This window comes from Nannocystis bainbridge, from assembly GCF_028368995.1.
Lineage (GTDB): Bacteria > Myxococcota_A > Polyangia > Nannocystales > Nannocystaceae > Nannocystis > Nannocystis bainbridge.
The window spans coordinates 667,707-684,846 of the sequence record NZ_JAQNDL010000004.1; the positions used below are offsets into that span (position 1 = coordinate 667,707).

Genomic DNA, 17,140 nt, shown 5'->3' on the forward strand with positions numbered 1-17,140 from the left:
TGCGTAGGCCCGCGCGTCAGTCCGGATCGCAGGCGCCGTCGCAGAAGGTCTCGACGATGCCCTCGCGGAAGAACTTGTCCATCGACGCGTTGGCGGCGGCGAGCTTGCGCGGGCCGCCGTGCGGGTCCTCGCCCTCGCGCATCGGCACGTTGAAGACCGGCTCCGGCGGCAGGCCGAAGTCGAACTCGACCATCGCCGAGCCGGCGTGGCTGCCCTCGACCTCCTCGAGGCCCCAGATCGAGCGATTGACGGGGCCCATGTTGGCGACGTCGCCGATGGCGCGGGCCATGAGGTGAGCGCCGAGCGTGGTGACCTGGTGGTCGGCGATGGCGACGTTGAGCAGGACGTCGTGGGCGGGGGTGTTCGGCAGCGGCTGGCGGATGTGGTGGCTGTAGCCGCTCGGCTCGGAGCGCTCCCACAGCATCTGCACCAGGCCGAGCACGACCTGGATGTCGATCGGGTCGGGGTAGGCGCCCTTGACGACGGCGAAGAAGTTGTCGAAGTCGACGCTGCGGTTGAGCAGGAGGTTGTACGGCTGGCCGGGCACGCCGAGCATGCCGCGGGTGACGTCGACCTGTACCGCCATCAGCGTGGCGCCGAAGATGCCGCCCTGGCTGTTGCCGAAGTAATAGGCGGACTCGGTGTCGAACATCGCCGGCTCGCCCTGGAAGGTCAGCGCCGGGTCGGTCGCGAAATCGCCGAGCATCATGCGCGTGGCGAGCATGAAGTTGAGGATGCCCTGCTGGCCGCGGTCGGGCACCGCCGCGAATTGATGGAGGTTGCCGCCGAGCGCGCCGACGATGGTGACGAGGTCGTCCTCGGCCATGCCGACCCAATCGACGGCGAACAGGATGTAGTTGTAGTCCTCGGCGAACTGGCGGAAATGGCTGGCCTTGACCTGATCGCGGCTGCCGAGCAGGCCGTGGCCGTAGGCGACCGGGGCCGAGGGGGCCGTGAAGGCGCTGTACGGGATGAGGACGGTGAAGGGGTAGGTGGCGGTGCCGTTTTGCGTCGGCAGGCCGGCGTCGTCGAGGATCATGCGGCCGCCCGACTCGGGCTTGTCGAGGTAGAGCGGGACGGTCATCTCGCCCTCGACGCACAGGGCGATGAGATCGTCGCAGTTCTCGACGACCGACGTGATCTCGTAGGCGGGCCCGGCAGCGCCGACCTGCGCCAGGGCGTCGTCGCGGATGTGCAGCAGGCGCTCGGTGGTGTTCTCGGTGCTGCTGACGGTGTAGTCCCACGCGACCTGCAGCTCGTCGCGGACCACGCCGACGGCCTCGAGGCGCGCGAAGATGTCGGCGTAGAGCGGGCGGCGGGCGTCGACCGAGGGGTCGTCGGCGAACGGGGTCAGGTCGCGCAGGGCGGCGAAGGCCGGCGAGGCGGGCAGCGGCTGGCCGCCGGCGTCGACGACGTTGCGCACGGCGTAGATCAGGCGGGCGCCGTCGCGCGGGCGCGTGACCGGGCGGATGAGCAGGGTGCGGCGCGCGTCGTCGCCGTGCGACATGTCGAGCTCGGTGAAGTGCGGCACGAGCTCGCCGGTGTCGACATCGAGGATGATGGTCGGGCTGTCGGGGGTGACGGAGATCTCGATGCTCCACGGATCCGGCAGGCCGGTAATGGTGGCACCCGGCATGTGCACCATCCCGGGCAGGCCGCCCGAGAAGCCGTCGAGCTCGGCGAACACGTCGGTCTCGGGCCAGATCCCGCCGGTCGACTTGGGCAGCGATTGTTGCGGGAGGGCGACGCGGCGGCCGGTCGGGGTCGAATCATCGGCCTCGGTATAGACATTGCTCGGGAACGGGAACAGGCAATAATGGGGGTCGAGCGGGTCGCACTCGAGGGTCGGCCAGTCGACGACCGGGTCGGGCTCGGGCAACACGTTACCGGTGGTGTCGGTGGTGTCGCTGGTGTCGGTGCCCGAGGTGCTGGTGGTCGGGGCGGTGGAGCCGGTCGGCGTCTCGTCGGTGGTGGCGGCCGACCCCGTGGAGGTGCCGTCGGACGCGGACTCGCTGGCAGAATCGCCGCAGGCGCCGGTGAGGGCTGTGAGGGTCAGAGCGGCGAAGGTGGCTGCGAGCGGGCTTTTCCGGATCACGCTTAAAGTCTCCCTCGTTCGGTCTTATCACAGCCCGCCGCAGGCCCCCGGGCGCGCCGGCGTGCGCTGACCCGGAGGCGTGACACCGCTGTGATTGCCGTGCGCTTCCGCGCGAGCCGGGCCGCGAGCCGCGAGCCGTGAATTGCGAGTCGGCGATCAGGGGGCAGGCCGGCGCTGCCAGGGGGTCGTGACCGCGGCCAGCTCGGCGAACGAGATCCCCCAGGCTTTTGTGGCGTCGAGGGCGGCCGCGCGGCGCTGCAGGTCCTCGGGGGCCAGGGGCTCGTCCTGCGCCAATGCGAGGACGATCCATTCGTTGCTGCCGGGGCGGCGGACCACGTGGACCTGGGGGAACACCTCGGCGATGGCGTTCACGTGGACGTCGTAGCCGGTCAAATGGTGGATGTTGAAGGCCGCGGCGCCGCCGGGGCTGAGGCGCTGCTTGACGCGGCGGAGAAACCCGAGGCCGCGCAATTCCTCGGGCACGCCGGCGTTGTCGGTGCCAGGGGCGCCGGGGTCGAGGAAGGCGTCGAGCCAGATGATGTCGTAGGTGGGGCCCTCGCCGGCGATGAAGCGCACGGCGTCGTCGGTGAAGATGCCGAGGCGCGGGCCCGGGACCACGCCGAACCACTCGGCGGCCAGGCGCACGACCTCCGGGTCGATCTCGACGGCGTCGATGTGGGCCGCGGGCAGGCGCGAGTGGAACCAGCGGACCAGGGTGCCGCCGCCGAGGCCGACGACGAGCAGGCGCCGCGGAGCGTCGACGACCATGAAGGGCGCGGCCATGGCCTCGGCGTAGGCGTGGGCGGGCACGTCGGGGTCGGTGAGGTCGATGATGGTCTGCACCCACTCGTCGCCGCGCTTGCGCACGAACCCGAGGGTGCGCTTGGTGCCCTGCTGTTGCACGCGGATCTTCGAGAACGGCGAGGTCGCCTCGGCGAGCAGCTTGCGCCCGCGGACGCGCTCGGGCGCGACCGGGGCCGGCAAGGCGACGGCGGCGGGGGCGGCCACGGTCGGGGGGCTGGCGACCGGCGCCTCCTCGGCGGCGGGGCGATTGCATGCACCTGTCCCCGGGGACAGGGAGAGGACGGCGAGCAGGGACGCGAGCGGGCCGCGGTGGACCGGCCGAGATGGACTTTGGTTGTCTGTCCCTCGGGACAGGTCGTGCCGATCACGAACGACGCGCGCGCCGGGGCGACGCGCGGGCGGAGAGGAGGGGTCGTCGAGGTCGCGCACGCGCGGATGGTAGCATCCGCGCGGGCCGGAGCGTCCGCTTCAGACGCGCAGCTCGGCGCTCGGGCGCGGCACGGCGAGGTCGTCGAGCAAGGCGCGGGCGCACGGGAGCACGACCGAGCGCATGCACTGGGCGGCCAGGGCGATGCGCTCGGCGGCGGGGAGGCGGCCGTGGCGGCGCAGGAGGGCCGGTTCGAGGCGGTCGGGCGGAGGCGCGGCGATCTGGACGGTGAGGGCCTCGGCGACGGCGCGGCGCAGGCCGGGGCCGCCGCGCGACAGGGCCCACTGGACGGTGCGCCAGGCCAGCGCGGCGTGGCGCCCCTCGTCGGCGGCGATCCGGCGCAGGGTGGCGGCGAGGGCCGGATCGTCACATGTCCTCGCGGCCAGGTCGAGCTCGGCCGCGGCGAGGGTCTCGCCGACGCAGCCCTCGCGCACGACGGCGGCGACGAGGGCTGCCAGATCGCCGGGACCTTCGAGGGCGCCGGCCACGGCCAGCGGCCCGGGGCCGAGCGGGGCGCCGGCGTAAGCACCGGCGATGGCGAAGGCGAGGCGAGCGTGCAGGACCTCGTCGAGCTGGGCGGCGCAGGCCTCGTGGACCAGGGCGGGCGGGGCGGCGTGGGCGAGCAGCTGCAGGCTGAAGCGCGCGAACGAGGCGACCGAGGCGTGTTCGGCGAGGGCGTCGGCGGTCCACAGCGCCGCGAGCTCGGCGCGAGCGGCCGCGTCGAGGCCGGCGACGAAGGCGGGGGCGGGGCCGCCGGCGTCGGCGTGCCAGTCGCGGCGATCGATCGCCGCGGCGGTGCGAGCTGTCCCTTCGACCAGGAAGGGGCGGCCGTCGGTGCAGTTCCAGCTGTACTCGATCACGTGGCAGCACTGGCCCTCGATGGTGAACGGGCCGCACGCGAGCTTGAAGCCGAAGTCGGGGCACACTTCGGGGAGCGAGCCGAGGCAGTCGGGCGCGCACGCGTCACAGCTCTCCAGGCCGTCGGCCAGCGGCGCGCAGATCTGCATGTAATCGTAGCATTGGGACGTGTCGTAATCCTCGCAGCCGGGGATCTCGAGCAGGTCGGCGGGCATGACCTCGTCGCCGAGGTCCATGAGGTTGACGCAGGCGGGGCCGGTGGTGGTGTCGGCCGTGGTGCTCGAGGAGGTCGTGGTGGTGGTGTCGTCGGTGGTGCTGGTCGTGGTCGTGGTCGTGGTCGCCGGCTCGACGGGGCCGGTGCTGTCGCTGGTGGTGACGATCGTGGTGCTGGTGCCGGTGGTGGAGGTGGTCGTCAGCGGGCCGGTGGTCGGGTCGCCGGGGATGGTTGTGGTGCCCGGCGCGGTGGTGCTGCCGTTCGTGGTGGTGGTGGTGGTGGTGGTGCCCGTTCCGGTGGCGGTGCCGGCGTCGTCGAGCGGCGGCCGGGGGCACCCTGCCGCGACGGTGAGGCCGAGAGCGTGGAGGAGAGCGACCCGGAGACAGGAGAGCGAAGAGGCGGCCGACATCCTCGCCAGGCTACGCGGACGCCGGCGGCCGCGGAACCTGGCGCCGGGGCGGGACATCACGCGCACGGTCCCGGCGGCGGTGATGGATCGCGGGCGCGCCGGCCACGGCGGGCGGTCGGCCGTCCGCGCTGCGCGGTGGCGACCGCGGATGTCCCAAGGGCCATGTCGGCCCGGTCGCTCGTCCGCCGCCGGCGACGGGCGACGCATTCGCCACGGTCGCGGTCGCCAGCCGCGCAGGTCGGGCGACGGCGCCGCGAATGGCCTGCTTCGATCGGGGGGACGCCGCAGCCAATCACCGCACCGCGGCGCGGCAGACGAGCGACGGCCGTCGGATCTGCGGCGGGCTCGCGTCGGCGCGCCCGCGGCACGGTGCTACACGGATCGCCGTGAACGGGTCTGCTCAGCTCTGCCTCGCAATCGCCAGCCGACGCGTGGAGGTCGAGTCCGCGTCGCAGGCCGTCCATGGGTTTCTGCGCCGGATCGGCGTCGACGACGAGGCCTGTTGGCGCACCGACGTCGCGGTCCGCGAGGCGGTCGCCAACGCGATCGTGCACGGCAACGGCGAGGACCCTGGCAAGCAGGTCGGCGTCGCGGTCGAACTCGGCGGCGGGCGGGTGACCGTGCGCGTCCACGACGAGGGCGCCGGGTGGGACGGGGCGCGATTGGCCGATCCGCGCGAGGAGTCGCGCCGGCTCGAGCCGCGCGGGCGCGGGGTGTTCTTGATGCGCCACTTCATGGACGAGGTGGTCCACGATCGCCGGGCCGGCGGCGGGACGACGGTGACGATGTCGACGCGCCTGCACGACCGCGTGAAGCCGCCGAGCGTGAGCTACGAGCCGCTGGCGCGGGAGGCCAGGACCGTCGTGGCGCTGCGCCAGCGCGGCGAGGTCCGCGTGTTCGAGCCGATCGGCAAGCTCACGATCGGCGCCGGCGCGGTGGCCCTGCGCGAGGCGGTGTTCGCGGCGCTGGCCGGCGGGACGCGCAAGATCGTCGTCGACCTCGGCAAGGTGACGACGGTCGACTCGTCGGGCATCGGCGCGCTGGTCAGCGCGTTCTCGTCGGCGCTGAACTGCGACGGGCAGCTGGCGCTGTGCCGGGTGCCGCCGAAGGTGCTCGAGCTCCTGCTGGTGACCCATCTCATCGGCGTGTTCGAGGTGTACGCCGGCGAGCTCGAGGCGGTCGTGGCGCTCGAGTAGTAGTGTTCTTTAGGACATGTCTCGAAGGGCATGTCGTAAAGAACATGCGCTTCGAGACATGTCCCGAAGGGCTCACAGGTCGTGGTCGCCCATGGCCTCGGGCTGGTAGAGGATCTCGAGCACGCGGAGCTCGGCGACCCGACCGCCCGGCAGCGGCCACTCGATGGCCTGGCCGACGGTGAGGCCGAGCAGGGCGCTGCCGACCGGGGCGAGCACGGAGACGCGATCGGGGCCGGCGTCGCCGGGATAGACGAGGGTGAGCTCGAACTCCCGCTCGCTGTGCTGCTCGCGTAAGCGCACGCGTGAGTTCATCGACACCACGTCGGGCGGGAGCGCGGTCGAGTCGACGACGGCGGCGCGCTCGAGCTCGTCGTCGAGGGCCTCGGCGGCGTCGGTACCGCGGACCGGGGGGCTGGCGAGCAGGCGCTTGAGCCGGCCGAGGTCGTGGCGAGAGATCGTGATCGGGACGTCGGTTTGCATGGCGTGGCCTCGGGAAAAAGACGAAGCCCGCCGGAGCGGCGGGCTTCGGCCTAAGAATGCGCGACGGTCCGGACCTGTGCAACCGCGGCGGGCGGGCGGCGCGCGCGAGGGCCGAAACCTGGCCGTTGCGACAGGTGGAGCGCCGGCGCGGCCGGCGGTCGCGGCCGCGCGGGCGTCGTCCGCGCTGGACACGAATGCGACAGCAAGACCCGGAGTGCCGCGGGCCGCCGGACCGGCTAGCGTGGCGGAAGCGGCGGGGTGGTCCGCCGAACAACAGGAGCACGAGCGCCCATGTCCACCAATTCCGCCGCGCGCGCGGCAGCCGTCACCTGCGATCCTCGCTGGCCGGCCCTGGTCGCGGCCGATCCGAACGCCGACGACAACTTCTTCTACTCGGTCATGACGACCGGCGTGTACTGCCGCCCGTCGTGTGCCTCGCGGACGCCGCGGCCGGAGAACGTCGCCTTCCACGCCACGGTGGCCGAGGCCGAGGCCGCGGGGTTCCGCGCGTGCAAGCGCTGCAAGCCGGGCGGGCCGTCGCAGGCCGAGCTGCACGCGGAGATGGTGGCGGCGCTGTGTCGCTACATCGAGGGCGCCGAGACTGCGCCGCGGCTGGAGGTGCTGGCGGCGCAGGCGGGCCTGAGCGCGTACCACGTGCACCGGATCTTCAAGGCGGTGACGGGCGTGACGCCGCGCGCCTACGCGGCCGCCCGTCGCGACGCGCGCCTGCGCGAGGAGCTGCGGCGCGGCAGCTCGGTCACCGAGGCCATCCACGGCGCGGGCTACGGCTCGGGCGGCCGCTTCTACGCGCGCGCCGAGCAGGTGCTGGGCATGACGCCGTCGGCCTACCGCGCCGGCGGAGCGGCCACGGCGATCCACTTCGCCGTCGGCGAGTGCTCGCTCGGATCGATCCTGGTCGCCGCCAGCACGCGCGGGGTGTGTGCGATCCTGCTGGGCGACGATCCGGACCGGCTGGTGCGCGACCTGCAGGACCGGTTCCCGCGCGCCGAGCTGATCGGCGACGACCCGGCGTTCGAGCGCCAGGTGGCGACGGTGATCGCGTTCGTCGAGGCGCCCGGGCTCGGCCTCGACCTGCCGCTCGACGTCCGCGGCACCGCGTTCCAGCAGCGCGTGTGGCAGGCGCTGCGCGGCATCCCGCCCGGCGCGAAGGTCTGCTACGCCGACATCGCCGAGCGCATCGGGGCGCCGCGCTCGGTCCGGGCCGTGTCCCAGGCCTGCGCCGCGAACGCGCTGGCGGTGGCGATTCCGTGCCATCGCGTGGTCCAGCGCGACGGCGGGCTGTCGGGCTACCGCTGGGGCGTCGAGCGCAAGCGCAAGCTGCTCGACCGCGAAGCCAGCGCGTGACGGCTGCATGACCGAGGGGACATGTCCCTTCGGTCATGGCCGATGGTGTCGAGCGAAATGTCCGAGGGGACATGTCCGATGGGTCATCATCGTGTGACCGGCAGGACATGTCCGTTCGGTCATGGCGGAGGCGCCGCGCAGGCGCCCACCGCCGCGAACTTCGCGGCGCAGGCGAACCCCTTCTCGGTCAAGGCGCACAGCTCGCCCTCGATGCAGTCTTGGGCCAGCGGGTCGCAGGTGGCGAGGCACATGTAGTGATAGTCGCCGAAGCTCTTGGCGCACACCTGGCCCTCGGGACATTGCGGGGTGACGGCGGCGCCGTCGCAGAGCTCGACGCACACGCCCTGCTCGCTGGGGATCACGTTCCAGCACAACAGGCCGGCGGCGCAGTCGTCGAGGCCGGTGCCGTAGCCGCCCTCGGCGATGCAGAGCTCGGCGATCTGGGCCGGGCTGTCGTCCAGCGGCACGCAGCGGGCCCCGTCGAGGGTCTGGTCGCCGGCGGTGCTGTAGAGGTTGCACTTCTGGCCCTCGGGACAGTCCTGCAGCCACGGGTCGCACTCGAACACGGGGCCAGGGCCGAAATCCGCCGCGGGGCCGGTCGGGTCGCCGCCGGTGGGCTCGCTGCTCGACGCCGGCTCGCCGTCGTCGTTTTCGTCGACCGGCTGGTCGCTCGTGTCAGCGCCACCGGCGGCCTCGCACGCGAGCGCGAGGGCGAGCGGGGCGAGCCGAAGGATCGAGATCGTGCGCGACATGAGCGAGTTCCTCCATTCTCCACGCTAGCGGATCCGCCAGGCCCGCGCCGCGCGGGCGAGCGGAACCGCGACGGACGTCGCGCGGGTCGATTCGCCGTCAATGGTGGTACTCGGGGTGCGCCCATTGCGGGTCATCGCCATGTGCGACGATCGCGGGGCCGGACGCGAGCCCGCGGGCCGAGTTGAAGCCGGGCCTGCGGGCATCTACGCTGGTGAAATGAGCGGGGCAGGGTCGTGACGGTGCGCGCGGAGAGCCTCGATCTTTCGCTGCGCGAGGTGCTGTTGCTGCTCGATCGCGGGATCCGGGCGGTCCAGGCCGAGCGCGGCCTGGTGGTCGACGGCGTCGTCGGCCCGAGGACGCGGGCCGCCCTCGACGACCTGCTGCGCGCGCCGACCGGGGTGCCGCGCGGCAAGGGGATGTTCGTCCGCTCGGTGAAGCACGTCGGCTCGATCGAGGCGATGATGGCCCGAGTGGCGCAAGCCGGGCTGGGCTGGCTGGCGTTCCAGTGCATCTGGCAATACGCCGACAAGAAGAGCGCGGTGTGGACCGGCTTCTCGCGCCACGCCGCGGCGCTGCGCGCGGCCGGCCACGCGTGCTGGGTGTGGGGATTCCCGTACGCGGGGCGCGAGGCGGAATTCGTCGATGTCTTGCTCGGCACGGCGACCGGTTGCGGCGCGGCGGGCGTGCTCGTCGACGCCGAATTGCCGTACGTCGAGGCGCCGGAGGCGGCGGCGCGATTGATGGCAGCGCTCTTGCCTGCCGCGCGCCGGGCCGGGCTGGCGGTCGGGCTGACCTCGTACGGCGCGCCGTGGAACTTCCCGCGGTTCCCGTGGGCGGCGTTCACCGGGGTCGACTTCGCGGCGCCGCAGATCTACGACGCGAGCAACAATCAGGGCCCGGGCTACGCGCAGCGGTCGATCGCGGCCTATCGCACGCTCGGCTTCTCGCGCGTGGTCCCGGCCGGCCCGACGTTCGGCAAGACCGCCGCGCAATGGTCGGCCCTTCACGCGTCGCTGCCGGTGCCCGACGGGGCGGTGGTGTGGTGGGATTGGTTCAACAGCACGCAGAATCCGTTCACCTGGAACGGCGTGCGAGATTTCGTGGTGCCGCCGCGGAATGTGTAGAGTCGGGGGCCGCGGCGCGGCGTGCAGGCGCTGCCGGGACCGGCGCGCGGGCGTCGACGGTTTTCGCAGCTCGTGGCCATCGCCCGTTGAGGGCGGGTCTCGAGGTCTCGCGCCGACAGGTCGACTGCGCCGGCTCGCTCGCACGCGCGCGGGCCGCATGATCACGCAGGGCGCCGGGGCCGGGGCCGGTCGCCACCGCGCCCGGCGCGTCCGAGGGCCGTCGCCGCCCTGCCTCCGGAGCCGCGACCGCCCGGCGCGCCGACGATCTGCGAGACTGCGGCCCATGACCGACACGCAGGCAGGCGACCGAACATCCTTGCTCGGCGTGATCCTCGGGCTCAGCGTCGGCGTGCTGATCGGCGGAGGGGTCACCTACCTCGGCGTCGACGCCACCGCCGCGGAGCTGCGCCTGCGCAGCGGCGGCGACATCGTCGAGGCCGACGTGCTCGACACGCGGGTGATGAAGGCGCGCAACACCGGGACCACGTACGAGGTCCGGTACGCTTTCACGCTGGCGGGAGCGGCCGAGACGTACACCCTCAGCGACGGGACCGGCCGCGAGGGCCTGTGGACCGCGCTGCCCGTGGCCGACTGGGAGGCCGCGCGCGCGTCGGGGAAGGTGGCAGTGCGCTACCTGCCGGGCGACCCGTGGGTGAGCCGTCCGGTCAACGCCGCCGCGCCGCCGCTCGGCGACTCGATCGCCGGGCTCGTCCTGGGTCTGCTGATCGCGCTGCCCTGCTTGCTGTTGCTCGTCCGGGTCCTGATTCGCCGCCCGCCGCCGCCGCTCGTGGCCGCGAGTGAAGAAGTGCGGGCGCGACCGGGCCGGCGGTCCGCGGACTGAACTTGGTCGGGGCGGGCGAGGCCGGCCGGTTCGACCTCGGTGCCTATCGTGGGAGCGTCGCGCTCGTCGGCCCTGGCCGGCGGACAATGGCATCACGCCAGAATGCAATGTGCCAGTGACCTCGAATCGCCCATGACAGGCGCTGCGCGCGCAAAATTCGCGCCGAACCATGTCCGCCACCGGCGTGGAGCGCCCCCAGGCCGAGGGGCAAGTTCGCCCATGGGTCGGGCCGCGGCAGGTGCGGAGCCCAGACCACAAACGGCGCTCGCCTGCGCCGAATTTGCGCCCCGAACCGGGCTCGAATGCGCGATGTCGCGCGACTGAGACGCGAAGGGGCGAAAATGACCTGAATTCGCCAGGAGAAGATCTCCCGCGAACGGTCCAGCTGGGTCTCGCTCTGGGTCCGAATCTGCGAAACCGCGAGCGGCCCGCGGTTGCGACGCGTACCTTGTTCCCCTCGAGGGCTGGGTAAAACGCGAACTTGGCGCCGCTGAATCGACCCATTCGATTGCGAGCGAGGCCGCGCATTATCGGGGGATGCGGCCGCGGCTTCACGGTGCATTCCCTGGCTTCCATCGCCAATCCTTTTCGTGAAGATATCGCTGGGCGTCCCACAAACCCAGGAGATTGCGATGACTCGGAATCGAGTGCAGTATGTATCGTTGGCTACGATGATGATTGGTGCGGTCGGTGCATTTGGATTGGTCGGGTGTACCGAAAACGAGGTCGACGAGGCGGATCTCGGCGACGACGTCGAGTTCAAGAAAGACGGCGATCCGAAGGCGTTCCCGGGCGAGAGCTTCTCGGCGGACAAGCTGCCGTTCGTCGAGCCGCTCGAGACGGCCGAGGTGTTCGTCCAGAAGCTGCCCAAGGCGACCGAGGCCGGTGACAACGTCGCGGTGCACATCAAGCTGGACAAGCCGCACAACAAGGACCTCCAGGACAGCCTGGTCCGCGTCGTCGGTGACCCCAAGAACCCGATGATGCTGGTGCGCAGCGACGCGCTGGTCGAGCTCGGCGTGCTCAAGGAGAGCCCCGGCAAGGAGTTCTTCACCGCCTTCGCCACGCTCAGCGCCGAGGAGCTCGAGCAGCGGGCGAAGACCGAGCAGAACCTCGCCAAGTTCGGCGAGACCACCAAGGACCGGATCGTGTTCGAGGGCCGCAACCCGATCGCGGTCACGACGGGCATCAAGTTCGACATCAGCGTGTTCGACACCGGCGTCCCGGTCGCGCTCGGGCCCTGTCCGCTCGCGCCGATCTCGACGCCGGCGCGCTGGGAGGAGGCGCTCCTCATCACCGACCTCTCGGTGGTCCGCGACAAGAACCGCACCAACGACGTGTGTCACCCCGGGGCCGACAACCCGAACGGCGTGTGGACGTTCAAGCACCTGATGGAGGAGATGGCGATCGGCTCGGGCCTCAGCACCAACGATTTCGTGGTCAAGTGGCTGTCGACCTGGCTGACCAATCAGGTCGTCAACAGCGACACGCTCCCGGCGCGCACGCAGATGTTCCAGCAGGTGATCCGGCCGTGGGCCAACGCCAGCGGCGTCACGTCGTCGCTGGTGGGCGGCAACCTGACCCTCGGCGGCCCGCTCAACCTCGACAAGGCGCCGTTCCGCCTGTCCGCGATCGTCAACCGCATCGACCTCGGCGAGACCAGCAGCGGCGGCATGTACGGCGGCGGCGGCATGCCGCTCACCGCGGGCGAGATGCGCTTCGTGTTCGGCGTGCAGAACCTGAACAGCTGCGCGCAGCTGCCCTTCTCGGTGATCTTCGAGTACGGCGTGCCGCGGGAGGACTGCGCCGCGATCAAGGACTGGGCGAACCAGTGGATCCGGCTCAGCGACCCGCTGCTGCCCCGGTTCTCGTCCTCGTGGCGCGCCCACCTGGAGAGCATCACCGAGAACGTGGTGCTCAACGGCGCCGCGCCGGCCAAGGGCAACCAGAACGCGATCAACCAGATCCGGACCAACGAGAACGCGCTCAACTTCCAGTGGGAGCTCCGCGAGTTCACGCTGTCCACCGAGGACGCGCTCACGAATGTCGACACGCCGACCGACGGCCCGCTGCAGCCGCACACCGTCGCGCTGACCCCCAACGACAGCTTCTACAACGCGTCCGGCGACGTCGACATCGACGACTGGACGCTGTTCACGCCGATGCCGCCGTCGGGCGCGCCCGGGGCGGTCCTGTCCGAGGTCTCGTTCGGCGCGGCCTTCACCACCGGCGCGAGCGGCAACACGATCGTCAGCGACTGCAGCCCGAGCTACTCGATGCCGCTCGTCGCCAGCGGCCTGCCGCTGCGCGGCGGCAACGCTTTCGTGTCGCCCGTGGATCACTGGCAGATCGCCGCCGCCGATCCGAGCGATCCGCGGGAGGTCTGCGCGCGCCAGCAGTTCTCGATCAACTCCTGCAGCGGCTGTCACAAGGAGGACTCGGCCACGCCGTTCTTCCACGTCGATCCGACGAGCGCGCCCGCGAGCCTCTCCAACTTCCTGACCGGCGGCGGCGCCGGCAACGTGTGGGCGGTGCCCGACCAGCAGTGGGGCCCCGGCGTGGCGTGGATGGAGTTCGCCGACCTCGATCGCCGGCACAACCGGCTCTACGAGATCGCGTGCAACAGCTGCGGCCGCAGGTTCGTGTTCCCGCACCTCATCGACGTCATCATGGAGGTCAACGGCATGGTCCCCGTGGACACCGGCGTCGCCGAGGATTCGCCGATCAAGGTCGGTCCGGTGACCAAGCTCGACACGGTCAAGCACCTGCTCAACGCCGCCGCGAAGGTCGACAAGGACGCGGTCGCGCAGGACGTCGAGCTGAGCCGGTTCACCGGCACGAGCCAGGTGTTCGTGCACTGAGCCGCGCCGAGCAGCGCCCGCGGCCGACGAAGGCCGCGGGCGGCTGCCTCGATCCGATCGCAGCGAGACCGCCGCACAATCGACCGCCCGGAAGCGCCGCTTAAGCGCGAATACGTCTGTATGCTTGGAGGCAACATGAGCACTCTCGACCGAGTCAAGAAGATCGTCGTCAAGCATCTTGAAGTCAAAGCCGCCAAAGTGACCAAGCAAGCGAACTTCGTCCGCGACCTTGGCGCCAATGCCAACGACATGCTTGAGCTGGTCATGGCGTTTGAGGAAGAATTCGGCATCGAGATTCCCGATGATGCGGAAGAGAAGATCTCCACCGTGAAGGATGCGATTGTTATCATCGAAAGCAGGCAGGGCTGATCGGCTTTCCTGGCGTGGCCGATCTGTCGGGAGAACCCATGAGCGAAGCCTCGACGCAGAAGGTGTCTCTTTTGAGGGCAGCCGTAGGCGCGGCCGTGCTCGCGGCGTTACTCGTCGGAGTCATCCTCGACGAGCGAGATCCGGCGTCGGTCTTGGCGACATGTAGGATCGGCGAGACATGAGTGAACGGTCGTGGCAGCGCGCCACAGGTACGGGCGAGCTCCACGTCCTCGCGGGCGTAGATGTCCTCCTGGCGGTGCAACGGGAGGTGGTCTTGCCACCGGCGCACGATCGTGTCGGCGAGCAGGTCGGGGCCGGCGAGCCCACGCTCGATCGGTCGCTCGGGCGTCTCGGCGATCAGGACCAGGGTGTTCAGCGCCGTGGGATCGGTCACCCTCCGGACAAACTTCGGCCGCACGACGGACGGGCCCAACAACGCCAACACCAACGCGTGCAAGGCCGACTGCAGCAAGCAGGCGTGCGGCGATGGCTTCGTCGGCCCCGGTGAAGGCTGCGACGACGGCAACCAGAGCAACGCGGACGCGTGCACCAACGTCTGCAAGCCGGCCACCTGCGGCGACGGGTTCGTGCAGGCCGGCGAGCAGTGCGACCTCGGGCTGCTCAACAGCAACAGCGGGCTGTGCACGCTCGCCTGCAAGAACGCGGTGTGCGGCGACGGCTTCACCCAGCCGGGCGAGCAGTGCGACGACGCCAACATGAACAACAACGACGCCTGCACCAACACGTGCAAGAACGCGGCGTGCGGCGACGGGTTCGTCCAGCCGGGTGAGCAGTGCGACGACGGCAACGCGAGCAACACCGACGGCTGCACCAACGCGTGCAAGCCGGCCACGTGCGGCGACGGGTTCGTCCAGCCCGGCATCGGCGAGACCTGCGACGACGCCAACAACATCCCCAACGACGGCTGCAACCCCGGCTGCGGCACGTCCTGCAAGGCCGTCAACGGGCTCAACTGGTGCTACAACCCGACCGCCTGCGGGCAGCCGTGCGATGCCGTGTGCGCGCACTTCGGGCTCACGCCGCTGGCCGACAAGAACGCGTGGTTCCTGGCCCAGGACACCGAGCCCGAGTGCTAGGCGCTGGCGAGCGCGTTCGGGCTGAACGGCGTCGCGGTGAACGGCTGGACCTACGCGTGCCTCGAGGACACGTCCGGCGATCACACCAACATGCCGCTGATCGGGCCGCTGTACTGCTCGACCTACGCCGGGTGCCCGAACGAGCACCTCATCAACATGGACCAGATCGGGAACGCCTGTAACAACAACGGCCGGCGCTCGATCTGCCCGTGCCAGTGAGCGCGCTCGCCGGATGGCTCTCGGGACAGGTAGACCGAGAGCCGTCCGGTGCCTGGACCGCGTGACGCGCGGCCTGCTCGCGGCTCAGCCGGAGGTCCCATGGGTGCCTCCGGCTGAGCCGTCGACACGCATCATCCGTGGAGCCGCGCGGGCTCGGCGTCAGCGCGGGGCCGCGGTGTTCTGCAGCACGACCACGTGGCTGGCCTGCGGCGCGACGTCGGCGGCCGTGAAGGCGGTGAGCAGCTCGGCGCGCAGCAGCTCGCAGGTGGCGTCGTCGCGGCCGGGCTTGACGCGGGCGACGCAGCGGACGAGCACGCCGGTGTCTTGCAGGTCCTGGACCACGAATTCGGGGTCGTCGAGGAGGTCGGGGCAGCGCGGGCGGAGCTCGGCCAGGTGGGCCTTGAAGAGCGCGAGGACGCGGGTGAGGTCGGCGGCGTAGGGCAGGCGGAAGTCGACGATCGCGTTGACGTAGACGCGCGCGTGGTTGGCGATGCTGCGGACCTCGCCGTTGGGGATGCAGTGGAGCACGCCGGCCTCGTCGCGGAGCTTGAGCACGCGGACCCCGATCTCCTCGACGTTGCCGACCACGTCGCCGACGCGCACGCGGTCGCCGACGAGGAACAGGCCCTCGAACAGGATGAAGAAGCCGGACACGACGTCGCCGACGAACGCCTGCGCGCCGAGGCCGACGGCCAGCCCGAGCAGGCCGGCGCCGGCGAGGATCGGCGAGGTGTCGAGGCCGAGCTCCTGCAGCGCCATCACCGTCATGCAGAAGTAGATGGCGTAGCGGAGGATGCTGCTGGCGACCGGGACGAGGGTGAGGCGCTGCTGGTTCTCGGCCTCGCTGCGCTTGTCCGGATCGGCCAGCAGCAGCTCGCGCACCAGCAGCTCGAACACCTCGATCAGCACCCGGCCGGCGTACACGAGGGCGATGATGCGGATGCCGACGAGGCCGAACTCCGACAGCCGGCCGCCGGGGTTGATCTGATCGAAGATCCAGGTGGCGGCGCCGACGAAGAAGAAGTAGTCGAGCGTGCGCTTGGTGATGCCCGCGAGGTGCTCGAGCCGACCGACGTAGCGCAGGGTGCGGTGGCCCTCGCGGCCGCGCGCGAACTGAAACACGACGTCGACCGCCAGGTGGGCGATGACGATCATCGTCCGCGCGATCAGCACGCCGAGCGCGACCACCGTGACGACGTGCAGCGCTCGCACGATCAGCTCCGGCGGAGGTGCGAGCGCGACGCACAGGCCCGCGGCCGCCAGCGCGATGCCCCAGCGCAGGGCGATCAGCAGGCGCTCGAGCAGGACGGCGAGCTGGGCGTCGTGCTGCGCGAACGCGGGGTTGCGGCGCAGGCCGGCGATCAAGTAGTGGGCGACGACCTTGAAGAATCGATAGACGAGGTAGGCGGCGAGCGCGACGCCGACGACGCTCAGGGCCCGCTGCAGCGCCGCCATCGGATCGCGGAGGAGCGCGACCTGGGCCCACGCCCACAGCCGCGGCGCGCAGTCGATGTCGTACATCGTCAGCGCGACGCCCCCCACGATCAGCGCGATGGCGACCACGGTGGCGACGACGACGATCGCCCGCGACACGCGGCTCGCCAGCGAGGCGGCCAGGGTGTCGTGATTGGGAGCGCGGACCAGCCGCAGCGCGACCCGCAGCAGGCGACCGGACTGGCGCGACACGATCAGGGCCGCGAGGACCACGAGCAGGAGCGCGGCGCCGAATACGAGCGCGTTATTCAACAGCGTTGCAGCGTCCATCGACGCGACATTGTGGATCACGAGCGGCGGCCTCGTCGAGTCCTCGGGTGCGCCCAGTGTGCCATAGCGATCGGCGAGGAACACAAACGCCCATTGACAATCGTGACAGGTGTCGGCAGTGGGCGCCCGCTGGGCGCCCGCCCGGCCGGACCGGGCGCCCACGCCGATTGTGCCACGCAGACGGCCATTGCGTGAGGATATCTGGCGATCGGCCGCTCGCATCCGCGCCGCTTGTTTTTACGTTGACAGCGTATTTCTGACCCG

The 17,140-nt window shown here is 71.2% G+C and carries 15 protein-coding genes; 8 read left to right on the plus strand and 7 right to left on the minus strand.

Annotation, left to right across the window (positions count from 1 at the left end):
* Positions 1 to 16 precede the first annotated feature (16 nt).
* The 3 genes from POL25_RS40055 to POL25_RS40065 form a co-directional block, all read right to left on the minus strand.
* Positions 17 to 2,095, minus strand: coding sequence for a hypothetical protein (locus POL25_RS40055; RefSeq protein ID WP_272091688.1), 2,079 nt, complete (start codon positions 2,093 to 2,095; stop codon positions 17 to 19).
* Positions 2,096 to 2,251: 156 nt separating this feature from the next.
* Positions 2,252 to 3,328, minus strand: coding sequence for a spermidine synthase (locus POL25_RS40060; RefSeq protein WP_272091689.1), 1,077 nt, complete (start codon positions 3,326 to 3,328; stop codon positions 2,252 to 2,254).
* Between the two features lie 39 nt (positions 3,329 to 3,367).
* Positions 3,368 to 4,807 (minus strand): ferritin family protein, encoded by a 1,440-nt coding sequence (locus POL25_RS40065; RefSeq protein WP_272091690.1) that lies wholly within the window; start codon positions 4,805 to 4,807, stop codon positions 3,368 to 3,370.
* Positions 4,808 to 5,193: 386 nt separating this feature from the next.
* Here POL25_RS40065 and POL25_RS40070 point away from each other — a divergent pair, with 386 nt between their 5' ends.
* Positions 5,194 to 6,003 (plus strand): ATP-binding protein, encoded by an 810-nt coding sequence (locus POL25_RS40070; RefSeq protein ID WP_272091691.1) that lies wholly within the window; start codon positions 5,194 to 5,196, stop codon positions 6,001 to 6,003.
* A gap of 72 nt (positions 6,004 to 6,075) precedes the next feature.
* Here POL25_RS40070 and rnk read toward each other — a convergent pair whose 3' ends face one another.
* Complete coding sequence (gene rnk, locus POL25_RS40075) at positions 6,076 to 6,483, minus strand: nucleoside diphosphate kinase regulator (protein WP_272091692.1); 408 nt, start codon at positions 6,481 to 6,483, stop codon at positions 6,076 to 6,078.
* A 291-nt stretch (positions 6,484 to 6,774) separates the two neighbouring features.
* Here rnk and ada point away from each other — a divergent pair, with 291 nt between their 5' ends.
* A complete protein-coding gene (gene ada, locus POL25_RS40080; RefSeq protein WP_272091693.1) occupies positions 6,775 to 7,848 on the plus strand; it encodes a bifunctional DNA-binding transcriptional regulator/O6-methylguanine-DNA methyltransferase Ada in 1,074 nt (357 codons plus the stop codon).
* A 119-nt stretch (positions 7,849 to 7,967) separates the two neighbouring features.
* On the opposite strand, the gene POL25_RS40085 is transcribed toward ada, so the two are convergent.
* Positions 7,968 to 8,600: a hypothetical protein gene (locus tag POL25_RS40085; RefSeq protein WP_272091694.1), complete on the minus strand. Its 633-nt coding sequence runs from the start codon at positions 8,598 to 8,600 to the stop codon at positions 7,968 to 7,970.
* A gap of 240 nt (positions 8,601 to 8,840) precedes the next feature.
* Between POL25_RS40085 and POL25_RS40090 the strand changes: the two genes are divergently transcribed.
* The 4 genes from POL25_RS40090 (at position 8,841) to POL25_RS40105 (ending at position 13,796) form a co-directional block, all read left to right on the plus strand.
* Positions 8,841 to 9,725, plus strand: coding sequence for a peptidoglycan-binding domain-containing protein (locus tag POL25_RS40090; protein WP_272091695.1), 885 nt, complete (start codon positions 8,841 to 8,843; stop codon positions 9,723 to 9,725).
* Positions 9,726 to 10,008: 283 nt separating this feature from the next.
* Complete coding sequence (locus POL25_RS40095; RefSeq protein WP_272091696.1) at positions 10,009 to 10,566, plus strand: DUF3592 domain-containing protein; 558 nt, start codon at positions 10,009 to 10,011, stop codon at positions 10,564 to 10,566.
* A gap of 671 nt (positions 10,567 to 11,237) precedes the next feature.
* Positions 11,238 to 13,427, plus strand: a complete 2,190-nt coding sequence (locus tag POL25_RS40100) for a hypothetical protein (protein WP_272091697.1) — start codon at positions 11,238 to 11,240, stop codon at positions 13,425 to 13,427.
* A 135-nt stretch (positions 13,428 to 13,562) separates the two neighbouring features.
* The gene (locus POL25_RS40105) at positions 13,563 to 13,796 is read left to right on the plus strand and encodes an acyl carrier protein (RefSeq protein WP_272091698.1); all 234 of its coding nucleotides are present in this window, start codon (positions 13,563 to 13,565) and stop codon (positions 13,794 to 13,796) included.
* On the opposite strand, the gene POL25_RS45115 is transcribed toward POL25_RS40105, so the two are convergent.
* A complete protein-coding gene (locus tag POL25_RS45115; RefSeq protein ID WP_373372146.1) occupies positions 13,774 to 14,241 on the minus strand; it encodes an IS66 family transposase in 468 nt (155 codons plus the stop codon). The genes POL25_RS40105 and POL25_RS45115 overlap by 23 nt on opposite strands.
* Between POL25_RS45115 and POL25_RS44750 the strand changes: the two genes are divergently transcribed.
* On the plus strand, positions 14,177 to 14,893 hold the full coding sequence (locus POL25_RS44750; RefSeq protein WP_272091699.1) for a DUF4215 domain-containing protein: 717 nt from the start codon (positions 14,177 to 14,179) through the stop codon (positions 14,891 to 14,893). The genes POL25_RS45115 and POL25_RS44750 overlap by 65 nt on opposite strands.
* A gap of 36 nt (positions 14,894 to 14,929) precedes the next feature.
* Complete coding sequence (locus tag POL25_RS40120; protein ID WP_272091700.1) at positions 14,930 to 15,112, plus strand: hypothetical protein; 183 nt, start codon at positions 14,930 to 14,932, stop codon at positions 15,110 to 15,112.
* Positions 15,113 to 15,271: 159 nt separating this feature from the next.
* Here POL25_RS40120 and POL25_RS40125 read toward each other — a convergent pair whose 3' ends face one another.
* Positions 15,272 to 16,858 (minus strand): mechanosensitive ion channel family protein, encoded by a 1,587-nt coding sequence (locus POL25_RS40125; protein WP_272091701.1) that lies wholly within the window; start codon positions 16,856 to 16,858, stop codon positions 15,272 to 15,274.
* Positions 16,859 to 17,140: the final 282 nt, after the last annotated feature.